Here is an 18,041-nt window from a genome sequence, read left to right as displayed (position 1 = left end):
ATTATTATATTATTATGAAAAAATGAAGGAAATATGACGCATCCGGGCATTTTCATGCTTCCGCAATGACAATAATCTGCCCCCCTGCCCTGATTAACGCACACGTACACACTCCCCATCCTGACCTGAACCCGGTCGCGTGGATACTGTTAGAATGCACTATGATAATTTCATATATTACGCCTGCCATTTTTTATGATGTCATACCCCGTTGCACGGGTGCAGACCGGACAGAAGATAACCATATGGGACATACACCGCCCGGAACCGGACGGCAGGTATCGGTTGCCCCTCACCTCCGGGGCAATCCGGACCCATGGCGCGCCACATCTTTTCCAGATGGATGATTTTCTGCGATACATCGCATTCAGATATGCAGGAATGGAACATGCTCAAGCTGAAACATGTCGTGACGGGTACGCTGCTGGCACTGATCGCATGCGGGCCAGCCGCCCATGCCGAACCGCATGGCGGGGGCGGCTTCCATGGTGGGGGTGGCGGTCGTGGCGGCGGGGGCTGGCACGGTGGCGGGGGTCGCGGCTATGGCGGCGGCTGGCATGATGAAGGCCGGGGCGGCGGCCGGTGGCGCGGCGGCGGATGGGGCTGGGGTGGATGGGGTGGTGGCTACTATCCCTATTACCCCGTCTATGGCGGCTGGGGTTATCCGTGGGGCGGATGGGGCTGGGGTGGCGGCTGGGGATGGGGTTGGGGCGGTTACGCCATGGCCCCGGCCATGGGGGCCGCCGCAGCCGGCGCCAGCTATCAGGCCGCACCCGAGATCTATAACGGTACGGGCAACAACGCACCGGAAGACGATTCCGTCTATGACAAGGACCTGTCCACACTTGTGACCGATCAGACCGCCCCGCCACGGCAGGGACAACAACCGGCCACGGGCCAGGCCGCCCCCGCCAGCAGGCCCGTCACCTGCCCGCGTGGTCAGGTCTATAATACCCTGACCGAAAGCTGCGACCGGCCATAAGGCCGGGACCAGCGACCAGCACCCTAACCGGGTGTGACGGGCGCGGTATCCGTGCCCGCGTGGGGCAGCCAGCCACCCAGTTCCTGCCGCACGAGGGTTTCCAGCAGGTCAATGGCGTCAGGGGAGTCATTCAGGCATGGAATCAGCGCCAGTTCCTTGCCGCCCGCCTTGACGAAAGCATCACCCGCTTCATTGCCGATTTCATCCAGCGTTTCGATACAGTCGGAAATGAAGCCAGGCGTGATGACGGCAATACGCTCGATCCCACGTGCGGGCAGCGATTCGATGAAGGGCGCGGTGTAGGGTTCCAGCCACTTCGCCGGGCCGAAACGTGACTGGAAGGTCAGCGGCATCATCTGTTCATCATAACCCATGGCACGGCGCAGCGCCGCGATGGTGCGCTGACAGTCGGCAGCATAGGTATCGCCCTTTTCCACATAGATCTTCGGTAATCCGTGGAAGGACGCCACGATCATCTGCGGCTTGAAATCCAGCGTGGCAAGACGCGCCGAAATGGATCGGCCAAGGGCCGCGATATAGGCGGGATGGTCCGGAAACGGCGGCAACGTGCGGATGGCGGGCTGGTTACGCATGCGCATGAGCACACGGAACGCCTGGTCATTGGCCGTCGCGGTCGTCGTGGCGCTGTACTGGGGATAAAGCGGCGCGAGCAGGATCCTGTCGCACCCCTGCGCCACCAGGTCATGCAGCGCCTGTTTTATGGAAGGCTGGCCATAGCGCATGCCCCAGGCCACCGGCACATCATCCGCCGCCAGCCGCGTGCCCAGCTGTTCCGCCTGTTCACGGGTATAGGTGCGTAACGGGCTTTCATCACGGTCGTGATGCCAGATCCGGTGATAGGCCTCCCCCGACTTGCGCGGGCGAAAGGTCAGCACCGGCCCGTACAGGATGGGTTTCCAGATAAGGGGACTGGCCTCGATAATGCGACGGTCCGACAGGAATTCCGCCAGATAACGACGCACCGCGCCATAGCCGGTGCCATCCGGGGTGCCCAGATTGCTCAGCAGCACCCCGGTACGCGACGGGGCATTTTCATGCCGCGCTGCACGATTTACGGTAATGAATGTCATGGAACGGCTGCTACATGAAGCCGTTCAGGTATGCAAAGGAACAGGCGGACATACCCGTTACCCTGCCGCGGGCGACGTCTCAGCGGCGGGTCCGCACACGGACCGGCTGCAGCGCACGCGCCGGCGCACGCAGGTAATATGCCACGCCAGCAACACCCAGCATGGCGACAACGGGGGAAAGCATCTGGACAAAAGTGAACATCACGGTCCCTTTCCTGATCGGACAGTTACCAGTCAACCGCGCGTTTCATGCCCGCGTCAATCAAAAATATTACTGTCCCGTGCCAGTTCCACGCATTTACGCATTAATGACGGCAGCGCCACATCGTCGCGGTCCATGTCATGAATGACCCCTTCCGTCCCTACCAGACTGTTGGGAAAGGTGGATATGCGCGCTGCATAGACATCAACCAGCAACGTGAAATGGGTAAAGACATGCTTCACCTGCCCAACCCGCCACCAGTTGACGCGCAGCCGGGGTGCGGTGGGCGCATGGTCAAGCGCCTCAGCCTGTGGCCATGGCGCATCGCGCCAGTGCGGACCGGGCAGGCCCATCATGCCGCCCAGCAACCCCTTTTCAGGCCGCCGGACCAGCAGGATCCCCCCTGCCGCATCAACCATGCAGAAATGCACGCCATGGCGTACCGGCCGCGCCACCCTTGGCGCGCGACGGGGCAGGCTGGCCGCGATTCCCTGCCGGTTTCCCGCACAGGTCCCACGCCACGGGCACAATACGCAGGCGGGCGCGCGCGGCGTGCAGATCCCGGCGCCCAGGTCAAACAGGGCCTGCGCGAAATCGGACGGACGGGCGATGGCCTGCCGGTCCGCATTCAGTGTCATCGCCTGCCGGGCGATGGCCTTGCGCGATCCGGGCAGCGGGTCGGTCATGGCGAACAGGCGCGCCGTCACGCGTTCCACATTGCCATCCACCGGCACGACCGGACGGCCAAAGGCGATGGCGGCAATGGCGGCGGCGGTATAGGCCCCGATTCCCGGCAGTTCCAGCAGCCCTGCTACAGTATCGGGAAAGCGACCGCCATTTTCCGCCACCACCCGCGCGCAGGCATGCAGGTTGCGCGCGCGGGCGTAGTAGCCAAGCCCGGCCCACAGCGCCATGACCCGGTCCTGCGGCGCGCGGGCAAGCGCCGTCACATCGGGAAAGGCGTCCAGAAAACGCTCGAAATAGGGAATGACAGCCGTAACCGTGGTCTGCTGCAGCATGATCTCGCTCAGCCACACACGATAGGGATCTGCGCTCTGGCCCGGCAGGGCGCGCCATGGCAGAGTGCGACGATGCCGGTCATACCAGCGTAACAGATCGGCAGCAGAAGGTAACACGGACCCGTTTATGACGAACCCGCCGACCCGCAGCAAGCGAAAGAATGAGACACCACCGCCCGAACCACCCCGGCGGTCCATGCGCACGCGCAGCATGGCGGCCCTGCTGCCGCATATCAGCCGCCCCGTCTTTCGCAAGCAGTCCCCCGCCGCCGTACAGGTCATGACGGACTGGCCCGATATTGTCGGTCCCCACCTGGCGGGCATGACCGTGCCCCGCCGCCTGAGTGCTGGCACCCTGACCGTTGCGTGCCGGGGACCTGTGGCGATGGAACTGCAGCACCTTGCCCCTACCGTCATCGCCCGCATCAACACCACCTGTGGGCAGGGCGTGGTCAAGCGCCTGAAGATGGTGCAGGACCTGACCGCCGCGCCACGCGCGCCCGCCGCCGCGCCCCGTCGCCCGCCGCCGCCACCCGTGCAGATTGACGACATGCCTGACGGGCCGCTGAAGGAGGCGCTGTCCCGGCTGGGTGGGTGGCTGAATGCCGGTCGCGACCGATAGGAACTGTCTGGAGAAACCGGCCTTCAGCCCATCGCGTAAAATTACAACGAAGTTTTTGGTGAAGCTTTTTTCGAAAAGCTTCAGGAAACGTCGCCTTTTTGAAAAAAGGTGCCCCCTGCAAACTTTTATCCCTGTTTATCAAGAGGCTATTTTCAGACAGTCTCCTAGCATGGAATCCATCCTGGCCTGTCACATAATGATGCAGGCACAAGGCTGGATATCAGGCGGACATATGCCCATATCAATGAACACGAGATCAGGAAAAGGAACCACCCGAGATGCGTAAGTTGGCCTTGTTGCTGGCCGTGTCCATGGGACTGGTCGGTATTCTGCCCGCCCCTGCCGCCTATGCATGGCGTGGTGGAGGCTGGGGCGGCGGATGGCACCGTGGCTGGGGCTGGGGCGGATTCGGCCTGGGCATTGCCACGGGGACGGCGCTGGGTGTCGCGATGTCGCCTTACCGCTACCGGGGGTACGGCTATGGCTATCCCTATCCGGTCTATGCCTATCCGCCACCGCCCTATCCGGTTTATGCGTATCCGCCTCCGCCACCACCTCCGCCGCCGTATTACGGGTATTACCGTTAGGCGCGGGCCGCCTGCACGAAGCGACGGATCAGTTCGGGCGACTTGACGCCGGGGGCGGATTCCACGCCGGATGAAACATCAACGGCACGGGCTCCGCTGTGCTGTATGGCGCGCTGGACATTATCGGGGTTCAGCCCACCCGCCAGCAGCCATGGCGCCGGGGCCTGCCATCCATGCGTCAGGGTCCAGTCAAAGGCATGGGCATTGCCGCCGGGGCGGTCCGACCCGGCGGGCGCGCGGGATTCAATCACCAGACCATCCACCCGACAGGTTTCAGGCAGGTCATGCCTGCTGGCGATCCCCACCGCGCCCCATACCGGCAGGCCAGAGTGGGTGCGGATGGCTTCGATCCGCCCGGCATCATCATAGATCTGCAACCCGTCAAGCGGTACGTGGTCCAGCACGCGGCGGATATCGTCGTCGGTCGGGCGGACAAACAGGCCAATCCGCTTCGGCCCGTCCACCGCCATGTCGCGCGCCAGCGTGCTGGCGGCCTGCGCCGTGACATGACGCGGGGAACGACTGAAAAACACGAACCCGACCCAGTCCGCCCCGGCCTGCGCGGCGGCATCCAGCCCCGCATGGTCACGGATGCCACAGATCTTGACCCTGACCGGCATGGTGTCGTCCCCTGCCCCGTTCAGGCCGACAGTTCGGCGGCAATCGCCGCCGCCGCCGCCGCCGGGTCCGGCGCGCGGGTGATGGGACGACCCACCACGATCCAGTCAGCCCCCGCCGCACGGGCCTGTGCCGGGGTCATGACCCGCTTCTGGTCCCCCAGCGCGCTACCGGCGGGACGGATCCCCGGCACGACCAGTACCGGCCCGTCACCCAGTGCCCGACGCAGGGGGGCAATTTCATGTGAGGAACAGACCAGCCCATCCGCCCCCGACTCCATGGCCAGCCTGCCCAGGCGGACAACCTGTTCCTCCACGCTGCCGGGCACGCCCACTTCATGCAGGCCCTGCGTATCCATGCTGGTCAGCACGGTAACGGCCAGCAGCAGCGGGCGGCTGCCGGACGGAAAGGTCTCATCCACCGCCCTGCGCGCAGCCGCGATCATGGCGCGCCCGCCACTGGCGTGGATGGTCAGCATGGCAGGCCGCAGGGCAGCAAGGCTGCCAATGGCGGACGCCACGGTATTGGGGATGTCATGCAGCTTGAGGTCAAGGAACAGCGGACTGTCGCCCGCGGCCGCCCGCACGGCGTCCAGTCCACGGGCATAGGTGAACTCCAGCCCCAGCTTGACCGCGTCGGCATGGCCTGCCGCCTGTTCGCGCCAGCGCGCGGCCTGCGCCGTATCCTTGGTATCGAGGGCGACAATCAGGCGGGTGGACCGTCCAGGCATTGGCGGTGCTCCATGGTCAGGCATACAGGTCGTGATGACGTGCGGGAATTAAGGGATCAGGCGCCCGGCGGCTTTTCCGCCGTGATGGCGGGCGGGGTCACCACGGCGGGTTCCGTCGCGACGGGGCTGGCGGCCGCCGTCGCCTGTTCCGCTTCATACGCCTTCACCATCGGGGAACTGGCCGGGGCGGATGTCAGGCCGGGGGCACGGGCCGCCCCGGTATCATTTTCCGGCAGGCGGGCGCGCAGGGCGCGCACTTCCTGTTCGGCGCGGCGGGCGCGGCGCATCTGGCGCAGGACCACGACCCACACGCTGGCGGACCCCGTGGCATACAGCAGGGCGGCAACCAGCAGCGCCAGCACGCCGGGCGATGACGTCCATTTCCATTGCAGCCATGACAGTTCCACCGGCGCCTGGTTGCAGGCCGCGAAAATGATCAGTGCCACGATCACGGGCAGGGTAATGAAAAGACGTATCATGATCCCTGTTCCCTACCGCCAAGAACAGGGGGCTGCAAGGAAATCAATTCATCCGGCGTGCCGCTTGATCGTGCGCAGCAGGCATGGTTGCCTGTGGGTAACAGGCCATGACACGCGACAGGCCACCGGGACAGGGACGAAACAATGGGCAAGGTTGTTGTTTTCCGGACCACGGCGCGACGTGACGAATCCTGGGCGGTTGTCGCCCGCACCGGACGCGACACGCGAATCGCCAGCATCTATCCCACACGCGCCAGCGCGGAAGCGGACTGTGAATGGCGCAGCCAGCAGGTGGCCGCCTACCGCAACTTTCTGGAACGCAATGAAATCGCGGTGCCACATTACAGCATCCGCCCCTATCGCCGCGCGGACCTGCCCCGCGCGTGGCGCCCCCTGCCCGCGCTGGGGTTCCTGCATGGCGGGTGTTGACGGGCCAGGATATCAGGATGGCGGCCCTTCGATCATGCATGCCCATGATCCGCGCATACCTGCAGGCAGCCACTACCGGCGGACGTGTTGCTTTTGCCCCCATAACAGGCAAAATCGTACCCTGTCCCGTTCGGACTGCCTGACGCGTGCTGCAAAAATGGAAAGTTCATGACTGATTCACCCGCTTCCCCCGCGCCTGTGCTGGAACAGGCGGACCGCACGCTTGATGACGCCCTTGCGCGACTGTTCGCGTTCCTGCGGATCCCCAGCATCTCCACCCAGCCCGAACACGCGGCGGATTGCAGGCAGGCGGCACAATGGCTGTTCGATGAACTCGACAGCCTCGGCTTTGACGTGACACTGCATGAAACACCCGGCCATCCCATCCTGGTGGCGCATGACCGCACGCCGCCCGCTGGCCCGCATGTACTGTTTTACGGCCATTACGACGTGCAGCCTGTCGATCCGCTGGAACTGTGGGCAAGAGACCCGTTCGAACCCGCGCTGGTGACGGCACAGGATGGCCGCAGGCAGATCACCGCGCGCGGCGCATCGGATGACAAGGGTCAGGTCATGACCTTTATCGAGGCCCTGCGCGCCATTCGCGCAACGACGGGACAGATGCCGGTACGGATCTCGCTGCTGATCGAGGGCGAGGAAGAATGCGGCGGCCCCAGCCTGCTGCCCTTCATGGAAACGCATCGCGAAGAACTGCGCGCCGATGTCGGGCTGATCTGCGATACCGCCATGCTGCCCGGCGTGCCCGCCATCACCACCACGCTGCGCGGCATGGTGGGCGAGGAAATCCACCTGCGCTGCGCAAGCCGCGACCTGCATTCGGGCATTTACGGCAACGCCGCGCGCAACCCGGCGGAAGTGCTGTGCCGGGTGCTGTCCTCCATCCGCGATGACGCCACCGGCCGCGTCACCCTGCCCGGTTTCTATGCCGGCGTGCAGGACCCGCCGGAAGCGCTGCGCGCGCGCTGGCGTGAAATCGCCCCCGATGACGCAGCCTTCCTTGGAGATGTCGGGCTGTCCGTGCCTGCCGGGGAAAGGGGGTATACCGCCATCGAACAGACATGGTGCCGCCCCAGTTTCGAAATCAACGGCATTTCCGGCGGTTATACCGCCGAAGGGTTCAAGACCGTGCTGCCGGGTGACGCCATGGCAAAGGTGTCATTCCGGCTGGTGGCGGGGCAGGACCCGGTGCATATCCGCCAGGCTTTCTGTGCCCATGTGCGTGACCGGCTGCCGCCTGACTGCACGGTGACCTTCACGCCCTGCGGCGGGTCGGTCGCAAGCGTCGTGCCCGATGACACCTTTGGCCTGCAGCCCGCGCTGGGGGCGCTGGGGGATGAATGGGGCACGCCTGCGGTCACCATCGGCTGTGGCGGGTCGATCCCGGTGGCGGCCGACATGCAGCGTATCCTGGGCATGTCCGCCCTGCTGGTGGGTTTCGCGCTGGATGATGACCGCGTCCATTCCCCCAACGAGAAATATGACCTGACATCCTTCCACAAGGGCATCCGGTCATGGATCCGCATCCTGCACGCCATGGGCAAGACAGATGCCTGATAGCAGCCTGCCCCTTGCCCTGACCATGGGGGACCCGGCGGGAATCGGGCCGGAAATCACTGCGGGTGCATGGCGGGCCATGCGGCAGGGCACGACACCGTTCGTGGTGCTGGGCGATGCGGGGCTGATCGGGCGGCATGATGTGCCGGTGCGCGAAATCACCACCATTGCCCAGGCGGCCGAAGTCTTTGCCCACGCCGTGCCGGTGCTGCCGGTCGGGCTGCAGGTGCCGGTCCATGCGGGCCAGCAGGACAGTGGCAACGCCCACGCCATCACCACGTCCATCGCACGCGCGGTGGAACTGGCCCGCAACGGGCAGGCCGCAGGCGTGGTGACCAACCCGATCAGCAAGATCGTGCTGAAAAAAGCCGGTTTCGCCTATCCCGGCCATACCGAATACCTTGCGGCCCTGTGCAACGTGCCGGGACGCGAGGTGATGATGCTGGCCTGCCCGGAACTGCGGGTCGTGCCTGTTACCATCCATGTCAGCCTGCGCCGCGCGCTGGATGAACTGGACACCAGCGCCATCATAGCCGCCACCCGCACCACCCATGCGGCCCTGCAGCGTGACTTCGGCATTGCCACGCCACGCATCGCCATTGCCGGGCTGAACCCCCATGCGGGCGAGGACGGCAGCATGGGCACGGAAGAACAGACCATCATCGCCCCCGCCATCGCCGCCCTGCGCGCCGATGGCATGGACATAAGCGGGCCATGGCCGCCCGACACCATGTTCACGCCGCCCGCGCGGGCACGGTACGACGTGGCGATGTGCATGTATCATGACCAGGCGCTGATCCCGCTCAAGACCATCGACATGACGCAGGGGGTCAATACCACGCTGGGGCTGCCCATCATCCGCACATCACCCGATCACGGCACCGCCTTTGACATTGCCGGGCGGGGCGTGGCCGATCCGTCCAGCCTTGTCGCAGCACTGCACATGGCCATGCGGATGGCCGAACACAGGAACAGGTCATGACAACATCCCCTGCCACGCCCATTCGGCTGGGCGTCAACATCGATCATATCGCCACCGTGCGGAACGCACGGGGCGGCACGCATCCCGACCCGGTAAAGGGCGCGCTGCTGGCGCAGGCATCAGGCGCGGATGGCATTACCGCCCACCTGCGCGAGGACCGTCGCCACATCCGCGATGCCGACCTGGAGCGCCTGCGCGCAGAGTTATCGATCCCACTGAACATGGAAATGGCCGCGACGGAGGAAATGACCACCATCGCCACCCGCCTGCGCCCGCATGCATGCTGCCTGGTGCCCGAACGGCGGCAGGAAGTCACGACCGAAGGCGGACTGGACGTCCGTGGACAGGCCAGCGAACTGGCGCCCCGCATCGCCCGGCTGCGTGATGCGGAAATCCGTGTCTCGCTGTTCATTGACCCGGATCCCGCGCAGATCGAAACGGCGGCGGAACTGGGGGCGGCCGTGGTGGAACTGCATACGGGCGCCTATGCCGATGCCCGGAACGAAGCGGCGCGCGCGATTGAGCTCGGCCGCCTGACGACGGGCGCGGAACATGCCGCGCGATGCGGGCTGGAAGTCCATGCAGGCCATGGACTGACCTATGACAATGTCAGCCCGGTTGCCGCCCTGCCGCAGATCATGGAACTGAATATCGGGCATTTCCTGATCGGGCAGGCCATTTTTGACGGACTGCCTGCCGTAATCCGTCACATGAAGGGTGTGATCGCAGCGTCGCGAAAGTAAAAGACGTTTTCTGGTGAAGCGTTTTTCAAACAGTTTCAGGGAACGCCGTCTTTTTGAAAAAAGACGGCACCCGGAAACTTTCGTTCCTTAATCTCTCTGGCTCAGCCGCCCGTGCCACCCACGGTCAGGCCGGTCATTTTCAGGGTCGGCTGACCCACGCCCACCGGCACGCCCTGCCCGGACTTGCCACAGGTGCCGATACCGGGGTCAAGGGAGGGTTCGCTGCCAATCATGGTCACCTGCGTCATGGCGTCCGCGCCATTGCCGATCAGGGTCGCACCCCGCACGGGGGTGGTGATCTTCCCGTCCTCGATCATGTAGGCTTCGGATGCGGCAAACACGAATTTGCCTGATGTGATGTCCACCTGTCCCCCACCGAAATTGACCGCATAAAGCCCACGCTTCGTGCTGCGGATCATGTCATCGGTCGTGGCGTCGCCGCCAAGCATGATGGTGTTGGTCATGCGCGGCATGGGCGCGTGGGCATAGGACTGCCGCCGCCCGTTGCCCGTGGGGGAAACACCCATGAGGCGGGCATTGAGACGATCCTGCAGGTAGCCGGTCAGGATACCGTCCTCAATCATCACGGTGCGACCGGTGGGCGTGCCTTCATCATCAATGGTCAGACTGCCCCGGCGTTCGGGCAGGGTGCCATCATCCACCACTGTCACACCGGGGGCCGCCACCCGCTTGCCCATAAGCCCGGCAAAGGCGGATGTGCCCTTGCGGTTGAAATCACCTTCCAGCCCATGGCCCACCGCTTCATGCAGCAGGATACCGGGCCAGCCGGCACCCAGCACCACTTCCATTTCCCCGGCCGGGGCGGGACGCGCGTCAAGGTTGACCAGCGCCATGCGCAGGGCCTCGTCCACGGCACCCTGCCACACCTGTGGCGACAGCAGGCGGGTATAGGAATAACGGCCACCCAGCCCGTGGCCGCCACTTTCACGCCGCCCGTCCTGTTCCACCACCACCGATACATTCATGCGCACCAGCGGGCGGATGTCGGCCATGCGCTGCCCATCAGGGCGGATGATCTGGATGGCCTGCCACTCAGCGGAAATCGACGCCATGACCTGCACCACGCGCGGGTCACGCGCGCGGGCATAGGCGTCCAGTTCCGACAGCATGGCGGCGCGGGAGGCAAAAGCCCCTTCTTCCAGCGGATTGATGTCGGGATACAGGCGATGGTTGGTGGAACGCGGCCCCACGGCCAGCGTGCCCGAACGGCCCGCCCTGATCTGGCTGACGGTTTCCCCGGCCCGGCGGATCGCGCTTTCGCTTATGTCATCGGAATGGGCGAAGCCGGTTTCCGCCTCCAGCACGGCGCGCAGGCCGAAACCGGAAGAGGTGTCAAAGGTGGCGGAACGGATCACCCCTTCATCCAGCGAAATCGCCTCGCTTTCACGATATTCCAGGAAAAGCTCGCCATCATCCATTCCCTCCAGCGCATGGCGAACCAGGCGTTCGGCATCGGGACGGCCGAGGCGCGCGCCCGCCCGTTCAAAAAACAGGGCATCAGTTGCAGCCAGCGGGGAAAGACCCTGAAGGGATAAGGGCATGAAACGGTGACTCCGGTTGGCGGAACAGGAATGAAAGGACATCAATGCCCGGGCCGCACGGGCCGGGAGGGCAGGCAGCATAACCGCTTTTGCCTGCTGGGGAAAAGCTGGTCTCTCATCATGACAGGTACCATGCATAAAAATGAACTTCCCTCCATCTGGAGGGTTTTCCTTTGTGGTAGGGACACAAGGCAAGGCATGGTGCGAAAATCAGGTTTTTATTATTTGGAGAAATGGCGTCTCGTGAAAGTTTCCCTCCTGTGCGGTTCTAGTCTGACCCGGTCCGCGCCCCGTCAGGCCGGGCTGTTGCTGGCCGGCCTTCTTTATACAGGCACGCCCGCCCTGGCCCAGGCGACGCCGACCCCGTCACAGGTGGCCCCCACGGCGTCTTCTGCTGCTGTCCCCTCCTCGCCCCTCACGGGCACGGATGGGACAACAGCCGCCCCCGTTTCCCCCGCGACGGTTCCCGGAGTCTCAACGCAGCCGGAGGGACAGGCGGACCAGACCTATTCCGTACCAACGCCTGAACCCCTGTCGGGAAGCGGAAACATGCTGCCACCCGCCCACGCCGCGACACCGGATGCCGGGATACAGTCCCCGCCCGCACAGGCGGGCGCGGCTGCCGTATCACCGGGGACCACGCCCCCCGCCGCCAGCGGGGACAGCAAGGCCCCCGCCAGCACGACGGACACGACGCCCGCCACGCCAGCGGCCCCCACTCCCGCCGCGCCCGATGGCACGGCCCCGCCCGCGGGCAACAGCACGCCGAACCCGGTGGCGTCCCCCCCGGCCCCCGCCGCCATGCCGGCGGCGGGCGGTTCCGACCACGCCGATGCCGCGCCGTCCACGCCGGGCACGTCCCCGGTGCAGACCGTGCACAAGGATGGGCCGGCTTCCACCGGCAGCAGTCCGGTGCCACCCGCCGATGCCCTGCTGTCCGATGCGGGCGCGCCGGCCGCACTGGTGCAGGACCTGCGTCCCCCCTCGATCGTGCTGGACGGGCTGTTCCAGGCGATTGGCGAGGCCCATATCTATACCGACGCCAAGACCGCCGCCGACGCCATTCCTGATGAGGCCCCGGCGGACCTCCTGGCGGAATACAATGTCGCCAAGCTGCGGCCTGACTTCTCGCTCAAGGATTTCGTGGCGCGGCATTTCACCCTGCCCGAACGCAAGACGGTTTCCTACCAGCGCAGCCCTGATGAAAACGTGCGCGACTACATCAATGGCATGTGGGAAGTCCTCAGCCGGCCACCCGACACGCAGGTGGCGTATTCATCACAGCTTCCCCTGCCCTATACCTATGTCGTGCCTGGCGGGCGTTTCAGTGAACTGTATTACTGGGACAGCTACTTCACGATGATCGGGCTGTACGAAAACCAGAAGATCGACCTCATGCGCGACATGGTGCGCGACATGGCGTCGATGATCGACCGGTACGGCCATATTCCCAATGGCAGCCGCACCTATTACCTCAGCCGGTCGCAGGTGCCGTTCTTCTCGCTGATGGTGGATCTGCTGGCCATGCATGATGGTCAGGTGGCCTACACCACTTTCCTGCCCGAACTGCAGGCCGAATATGATTACTGGATGGACGGGCAGGATTCCGTCCCGCCTGGCGGTGCGTACCGCCATGTCGTGCGCCTGCCTGACGGCACGCTCATGAACCGCCACTGGGATGACATGGACACCCCGCGTGACGAAAGCTACCCGCAGGATATCGCCACCGCCGCCCATTCCGGTCGCCCGAAGGAAGAAGTCTACCGCGACCTGCGCGCCGGTTCGGAAACCGGGTGGGATTTCTCGTCGCGCTGGCTGGCGGACGGGCATACCCTGTCCACCATCCACACCACCGACCTGCTGACAGTCGAACTGAACTGCATGATCCCGCATCTGGAGCAGACGCTGGCCCATGCCTATGATCTGAAAGGCAACAAGGACGCGGCTGCCCGCTACAACCGCCTGGCGCAGGAGCGCATCGACGCGGTGCAGCGTATCCTGTGGGATGAACGCCGGGCCGCCTTCATCGATTATGACTGGAAGAAGGGGGAATCGACCTCCATCCTGTCAGGTGCCACCGTCGTACCCCTGTTCATGCAGATGGCAACGCCCGAGCAGGCCAAGGCCGTGTCGGAAACCGTGCGCAAAAATCTGCTCAAGGTTGGCGGCCTGATCGCCACCGAACGCAGCGGCAGCGGGCAGCAATGGGATTCACCCAATGGGTGGGCGCCGCTCCAATGGATGGCGGTCAAGGGCCTGAACCAGTATGGTTATGACGCACTGGCCAGTGATATCGCGGCCCGCTGGATGGGCCGTGTGATCGGCACGTATGAAAAATCCGGTGTGCTGCTGGAAAAATATGACGTGGTCAATCCGTTCATCAGCCCCAAGGGCGGCAAGGGCGGTGGCGAATACCCGATGCAGATCGGGTTTGGCTGGACCAATGGCACGCTGCTGGGACTTATGAACCGTTACCCGCAGAACACCCGTGTCGTGCTTGACCGCAACCCGGCGGCGGACCAGCCATCACCACAGCCCCTGCCGCCGATGAACCCCTATGGCGTCCAGAGCGACACCGATGCGCTGAGCCGTTACAGTCAGCCTACGGTAACCCTTGCCCCGACACCGGCCCTGCCGCAGATATCAACCGTGGGGGCCAGCGCGCCGTCATCGGCCACGCAGATCCCACCTGCCGCGCCTGCGGCACAGGCAACGGCAACCCCGCCCGCCGATACGCCCCCACCGGCACCCGCCACGGTGACGTCGCCTGCGGCCGCAGGCATGGACCAGCATGCGGCCGCCCCCGCGCCTGCCAGCATGCCAGACAAGACGGCGGGTGCCACGGGTGCCGCGCCACAGGCAGCAGCACCGACGCCCGCCCCGGCACCGGATACGTCTGCCACGCCCAATCCCCCCCCCGCGCCGCAACCTGCGGCAACCACGCCACAGGCTACGCCTGCCGCCGGGCCCCCGCCGCAACCGGCCACGCCCACGCCGACCACGACATCCCCACCGGCCAACCCCGAAGCGGGACAGGCAGCCCCCAGGCCGCCAGCCCACAATGACAGCGCCCTGCCGCCATCATGAAATCAGAAAGAGGGAAGGTTTATGCCTTCCCTCTTTTTTTGCCTGCTGGGTGAGGAGGAAAGAATGGTGCCGTTTCCCTCCCGCTGAGTGACTAAACGTTTTGGGGTACCGCCTTTTTGAAAAAAGCTTCAGCAGACAACATTTGTACGAATTTACAGGCATTTATAAGATGCAGGCAGGTCACGGCAAACGATGCCCGCAATGTCGGGACATGAAAGAAACCTTCGTCCCGGTCAGCCTTTTTTCAGCATATGATACGAAATCATCTGCGCGAACTGGACCAGCACCTTCCTGCCCATCTTGCTTTCGCCTTCTTGGCGCGAACGGAAAACAAAAGGCAGTTCAATCACCTTGGGGGCAACCTGCTGTGACATCAGCAGATCCAGCAGGATCTTGAACCCGATACCCGACAGCCTTGGCAGGGATTTGACAACAAGGTCACGCCTGACGGCAAAAAAACCGCTCATCGGGTCGCGCACACGCACGGACAGGAAGCACTGCGCAATGCGGATACCCGCATTGGACAGGAACAGCCGCCATGAACTGGCCAGGCCGCTATTGTCACCGCCTTCCACATGGCGGCTGCCGATCGCCATATCGTAACCCTGCTGTTCGATGACATCGACCATCTGTTCCAGCAGGCATTCGTCATGCTGCATGTCCCCATCCATCACCGCCACCACGGAGGCGGATGAGGACAGGATCCCCTCAATCACGGCAGAGGACAGCCCACGACGCCCTACACGCAGGATACCGCGCACGCGGCTGTCCATCTGCGCCAGACGCCATACTTCGTCTATGGTGCCGTCGGGGGAACTGTCATCAACGAAAATGAGCTCCCAGCTATAACGTGTCACAGCCTTTTCCACTGCACGGAACAGGGGCTCGACATTTCCGCGTTCATTATAGCACGGGATGATGATGCTCAGTACCGGCCCCGGCCGGACCTCACGCCCGGCGTGCGTGTCCTGCTGCAATGAGGCGGAAGAAACGTGCATGCTCAATCAATGTCCCCGGGGTTCACATACCAGACGGATACACGACCGGAGATACAGCCAACCAGATCGTGATCCACCGGGAAGTTGGGGATAAAGGATTTCCCGCACTGCCGCAACATGCCGGGAACGATACCGCAAAACGGAAACAAGCCGGTTATCCGAAAATAACCGGCTTGCGAAACTGGTCGGAGTGAGAGGATTCGAACCTCCGGCCCCTGCGTCCCGAACACAGTGCTCTACCAGGCTGAGCTACACTCCGTTGCAGGCGGCTATACAGGGCTGCTGCGTTTAAGGCAAGGGGATAGATGAAAGAATTACAGCGTGCTCACCCTGTCGCGTGCATCCGCCTGCACCGGCAGGGCCGCCAGCGCCGTCATCAATGTCGCGACATCGGGCACCACCGCGAACAGGTTCCGCGCGGAGGGAGAGGCAAATCCATCCGCGATACAGGCATCCACCATGGCCAGCAGCGGATCGGCCCAGCCCGCCACGTTGACGATATAGATCGGCTTGTCATGCTGGCGTAGCTGCCGCCATGTCATGATCTCGATCGTCTCGTCAAAGGTGCCAAGACCACCGGGCATCACCACGAAGGCGTCGGACTGCGCGAACATGCGCGCCTTGCGGTCATGCATGCTGTCGGTCACGGTCAGGTCGGTCACACCTTCATGCATGATCTCGCGCGAATGCAGGAAGGCAGGAATGATTCCCGTCACCGCCCCGCCTGCGGCCAGAACGGCATCCGCCACGGTGCCCATCAGGCCCACATGCCCCCCGCCATAGACCAGACGGATCCCGGCCTGTCCCAGCGCCGTGCCCAGCGCACGCGACTGCGCCGCGTATTCCGGCCGGGAGCCGAAACGTGATCCACAAAAAACGGCAACAGATGAAATCTGCATCTATCCAGCTCAGCTCCCCACAGAACTATCGGCCCGCCACGCCGTTCAGCGCGGCAGGAATTTCAACACAATGGTTACACCCACACCCGCCAGCGTGAACAGGGCAGACACCAGAAACAGTGCCCCATACCCCATTGTCTGGATCACCAGCCCAAGCAGGGGGCCGGACAGGCCCACGGCAATATCCAGGAACACGGAAAAGGCCCCGAGTGCCGCCCCCCGGTTTTCCGGCCCCACGCGGGCCACCGCCAGCACGCCCATGGCCGGAAACACGAGCGAGAACCCCGCCCCCGTCAATGCGGCGCCCAATGCCGCGCCACCAACCGTGGAACACTGCCACAATACGCACAGGCCCAGCGTTTCCACCAGCAGCGACACGAATGTGACAACCAGCCCGCCCCGCCGGTCGATCTGCCGGGCGAACAGAAACCGCATGAGCACGAATGTCAGGCCGAATCCGGTCAGCGCGGTTGCGGCCCCGCTCCAGTTGTTATGGGCATAGAACAGCGCAAGACAGGCCGAAATCGTCCCGAACCCCACGGACCCGCAGGCCAGCACCATCCCATGGGGCAGCACGCGCCTGAAGACGGCATGGAACGGCATGGGGGGCGCCTTGCTGGGTACGGGCGGCACGGGGGCATACTGCCGCGCCAGCACGAACCCGAACAGGGTCAGCCCCGCCGACAGCAGTCCCACAACCGTAAGGCCCCCATATGGCAGCGGCAGCCCCGACAGGATCTGCCCGATGGGCGCACCAAGGGCTATGCCGCCGTACGACGTTACACCATTCCACGATATGACCTGCGCCGTGCGCCCTGCCCCGACGCGCCCGATGTTCCACATGATGGCGCCGGTCGCCGTCCAGCTTTCCCCGACCCCCAGCAGGATACGGCTGGCAATCAGCAGGACCACGGACAGGACCGCGAAATGCAGCAGAAGCCCCGACAGCATGAGCGCCGCCCCGGACAGGGTACAGACCGCAAGGCCAACGACCACCGTGGGCTTCGCCCCACGGCGATCCGCCTGCCGCCCGGCACCCGCGCGGGAAGCAAAGGTGGCAAGGTACTGCACGGACACTGCCAGCCCCGCAAGCACCGTGTTGTATCCGAGTACCTGATGCACAAAGACCGGGATGACCGCCATCGGCAGGCCAATATCAATGTAACACAGAAGGTTGAACAGCACGACGGGCAGTATCCGCCGTGTAGGAGACCCCGATGCAGCCTGCGGCCCGGTCATGATACGCATAAACTCCGTAATGAAAAACAAGCGCCCCGATCAAACGCGGATACCAGCAATATTGTCCGCCCCACAAAATCATTGTGGAGCAAAATCACCATAGGGCTTATGGAAAAACCTGAAAAAACCAACCCATGGCCATTCGTTCCCGCACGACTGCCCTGTGCGGGATGCATGCAGGCATGATCTGGAAGGAT

At 64.1% G+C, this 18,041-nt stretch carries 18 protein-coding genes and 1 tRNA gene; 8 read left to right on the top strand and 11 right to left on the bottom strand.

Translation table 11 applies throughout. The features are described 5' to 3' along the window. The first annotated feature begins 388 nt into the window (after window positions 1-388). A complete protein-coding gene (locus tag S101446_RS11900; protein ID WP_208620519.1) occupies window positions 389-982 on the top strand; it encodes a hypothetical protein in 594 nt (197 codons plus the stop codon). A gap of 23 nt (window positions 983-1,005) precedes the next feature. Here S101446_RS11900 and hemH read toward each other — a convergent pair whose 3' ends face one another. The 3 genes from hemH to mutY all read right to left on the bottom strand — a co-directional run bounded on the left by hemH (window position 1,006) and on the right by mutY (window position 3,492). After that, a complete protein-coding gene (hemH, locus tag S101446_RS11895) occupies window positions 1,006-2,073 on the bottom strand; it encodes a ferrochelatase (protein WP_087608438.1) in 1,068 nt (355 codons plus the stop codon). A gap of 79 nt (window positions 2,074-2,152) precedes the next feature. Next, window positions 2,153-2,278: a hypothetical protein gene (locus S101446_RS18635; protein WP_268762504.1), complete on the bottom strand. Its 126-nt coding sequence runs from the start codon at window positions 2,276-2,278 to the stop codon at window positions 2,153-2,155. 53 nt (window positions 2,279-2,331) lie between these two features. Beyond that, window positions 2,332-3,492 carry an A/G-specific adenine glycosylase gene (gene mutY / locus S101446_RS11890; RefSeq protein WP_087608883.1) on the bottom strand — a complete coding sequence of 387 codons (1,161 nt, stop codon included), beginning with the start codon at window positions 3,490-3,492 and terminating at the stop codon, window positions 2,332-2,334. On the opposite strand from mutY, the gene S101446_RS11885 reads away from it, so the two are divergent. Then, complete coding sequence (locus tag S101446_RS11885; RefSeq protein ID WP_019085177.1) at window positions 3,491-3,916, top strand: DUF721 domain-containing protein; 426 nt, start codon at window positions 3,491-3,493, stop codon at window positions 3,914-3,916. The genes mutY and S101446_RS11885 overlap by 2 nt on opposite strands. A 278-nt stretch (window positions 3,917-4,194) precedes the next feature. Further along, on the top strand, window positions 4,195-4,503 hold the full coding sequence (locus S101446_RS11880; RefSeq protein ID WP_048850332.1) for a hypothetical protein: 309 nt from the start codon (window positions 4,195-4,197) through the stop codon (window positions 4,501-4,503). On the opposite strand, the gene S101446_RS11875 is transcribed toward S101446_RS11880, so the two are convergent. Genes S101446_RS11875 through S101446_RS11865 form a run of 3 tightly spaced genes read right to left on the bottom strand, consistent with a single transcriptional unit; the run spans window position 4,500 to window position 6,330 of the window. After that, the gene (locus S101446_RS11875; protein WP_087608437.1) at window positions 4,500-5,123 is read right to left on the bottom strand and encodes a phosphoribosylanthranilate isomerase; all 624 of its coding nucleotides are present in this window, start codon (window positions 5,121-5,123) and stop codon (window positions 4,500-4,502) included. The two genes, S101446_RS11880 and S101446_RS11875, sit on opposite strands and share 4 nt — an antisense overlap. A 20-nt stretch (window positions 5,124-5,143) precedes the next feature. Then, window positions 5,144-5,851, bottom strand: a complete 708-nt coding sequence (pyrF, locus tag S101446_RS11870) for an orotidine-5'-phosphate decarboxylase (RefSeq protein ID WP_087608436.1) — start codon at window positions 5,849-5,851, stop codon at window positions 5,144-5,146. 56 nt (window positions 5,852-5,907) lie between these two features. Next, window positions 5,908-6,330 carry a LapA family protein gene (locus S101446_RS11865; RefSeq protein WP_019085173.1) on the bottom strand — a complete coding sequence of 141 codons (423 nt, stop codon included), beginning with the start codon at window positions 6,328-6,330 and terminating at the stop codon, window positions 5,908-5,910. Window positions 6,331-6,474: 144 nt separating this feature from the next. Here S101446_RS11865 and S101446_RS11860 point away from each other — a divergent pair, with 144 nt between their 5' ends. The 4 genes from S101446_RS11860 to S101446_RS11845 all read left to right on the top strand — a co-directional run bounded on the left by S101446_RS11860 (window position 6,475) and on the right by S101446_RS11845 (window position 10,059). Further along, window positions 6,475-6,759: a hypothetical protein gene (locus tag S101446_RS11860; protein WP_010510690.1), complete on the top strand. Its 285-nt coding sequence runs from the start codon at window positions 6,475-6,477 to the stop codon at window positions 6,757-6,759. A 168-nt stretch (window positions 6,760-6,927) separates the two neighbouring features. After that, window positions 6,928-8,334, top strand: a complete 1,407-nt coding sequence (locus tag S101446_RS11855) for a M20/M25/M40 family metallo-hydrolase (RefSeq protein ID WP_087608435.1) — start codon at window positions 6,928-6,930, stop codon at window positions 8,332-8,334. Beyond that, window positions 8,327-9,316, top strand: coding sequence for a 4-hydroxythreonine-4-phosphate dehydrogenase PdxA (gene pdxA, locus S101446_RS11850; protein WP_087608434.1), 990 nt, complete (start codon window positions 8,327-8,329; stop codon window positions 9,314-9,316). The genes S101446_RS11855 and pdxA overlap by 8 nt, the downstream gene beginning before the upstream one ends. Beyond that, the gene (locus S101446_RS11845; protein ID WP_087608433.1) at window positions 9,313-10,059 is read left to right on the top strand and encodes a pyridoxine 5'-phosphate synthase; all 747 of its coding nucleotides are present in this window, start codon (window positions 9,313-9,315) and stop codon (window positions 10,057-10,059) included. Before pdxA ends, S101446_RS11845 begins: the two co-directional genes overlap by 4 nt. 101 nt (window positions 10,060-10,160) lie before the next feature. On the opposite strand, the gene tldD is transcribed toward S101446_RS11845, so the two are convergent. Next, on the bottom strand, window positions 10,161-11,621 hold the full coding sequence (gene tldD, locus S101446_RS11840) for a metalloprotease TldD (RefSeq protein ID WP_087608882.1): 1,461 nt from the start codon (window positions 11,619-11,621) through the stop codon (window positions 10,161-10,163). A gap of 801 nt (window positions 11,622-12,422) precedes the next feature. Here tldD and treF point away from each other — a divergent pair. Then, a complete protein-coding gene (gene treF / locus S101446_RS11830; RefSeq protein WP_408884644.1) occupies window positions 12,423-14,708 on the top strand; it encodes an alpha,alpha-trehalase TreF in 2,286 nt (761 codons plus the stop codon). Between the two features lie 233 nt (window positions 14,709-14,941). Here the strand turns inward: treF and S101446_RS11825 are convergent, their stop codons facing one another. The 4 genes from S101446_RS11825 to S101446_RS11810 all read right to left on the bottom strand — a co-directional run bounded on the left by S101446_RS11825 (window position 14,942) and on the right by S101446_RS11810 (window position 17,853). Then, window positions 14,942-15,706 (bottom strand): polyprenol monophosphomannose synthase, encoded by a 765-nt coding sequence (locus S101446_RS11825; protein WP_087608431.1) that lies wholly within the window; start codon window positions 15,704-15,706, stop codon window positions 14,942-14,944. A gap of 182 nt (window positions 15,707-15,888) precedes the next feature. Continuing rightward, window positions 15,889-15,965, bottom strand: a tRNA-Pro gene (locus tag S101446_RS11820). Between the two features lie 55 nt (window positions 15,966-16,020). Then, window positions 16,021-16,605, bottom strand: coding sequence for an LOG family protein (locus S101446_RS11815; protein ID WP_053322960.1), 585 nt, complete (start codon window positions 16,603-16,605; stop codon window positions 16,021-16,023). Window positions 16,606-16,650: 45 nt separating this feature from the next. Beyond that, window positions 16,651-17,853 (bottom strand): MFS transporter, encoded by a 1,203-nt coding sequence (locus S101446_RS11810; RefSeq protein WP_010508559.1) that lies wholly within the window; start codon window positions 17,851-17,853, stop codon window positions 16,651-16,653. Window positions 17,854-18,041: the final 188 nt, after the last annotated feature.

Origin of the sequence: Komagataeibacter europaeus (assembly GCF_002173515.1) — a bacterium.
GTDB classification, from domain to species: domain Bacteria; phylum Pseudomonadota; class Alphaproteobacteria; order Acetobacterales; family Acetobacteraceae; genus Komagataeibacter; species Komagataeibacter europaeus.
The sequence above is the reverse complement of the archived record's forward strand: the minus strand, read 5'-3'. Positions and strand labels throughout refer to the sequence as shown.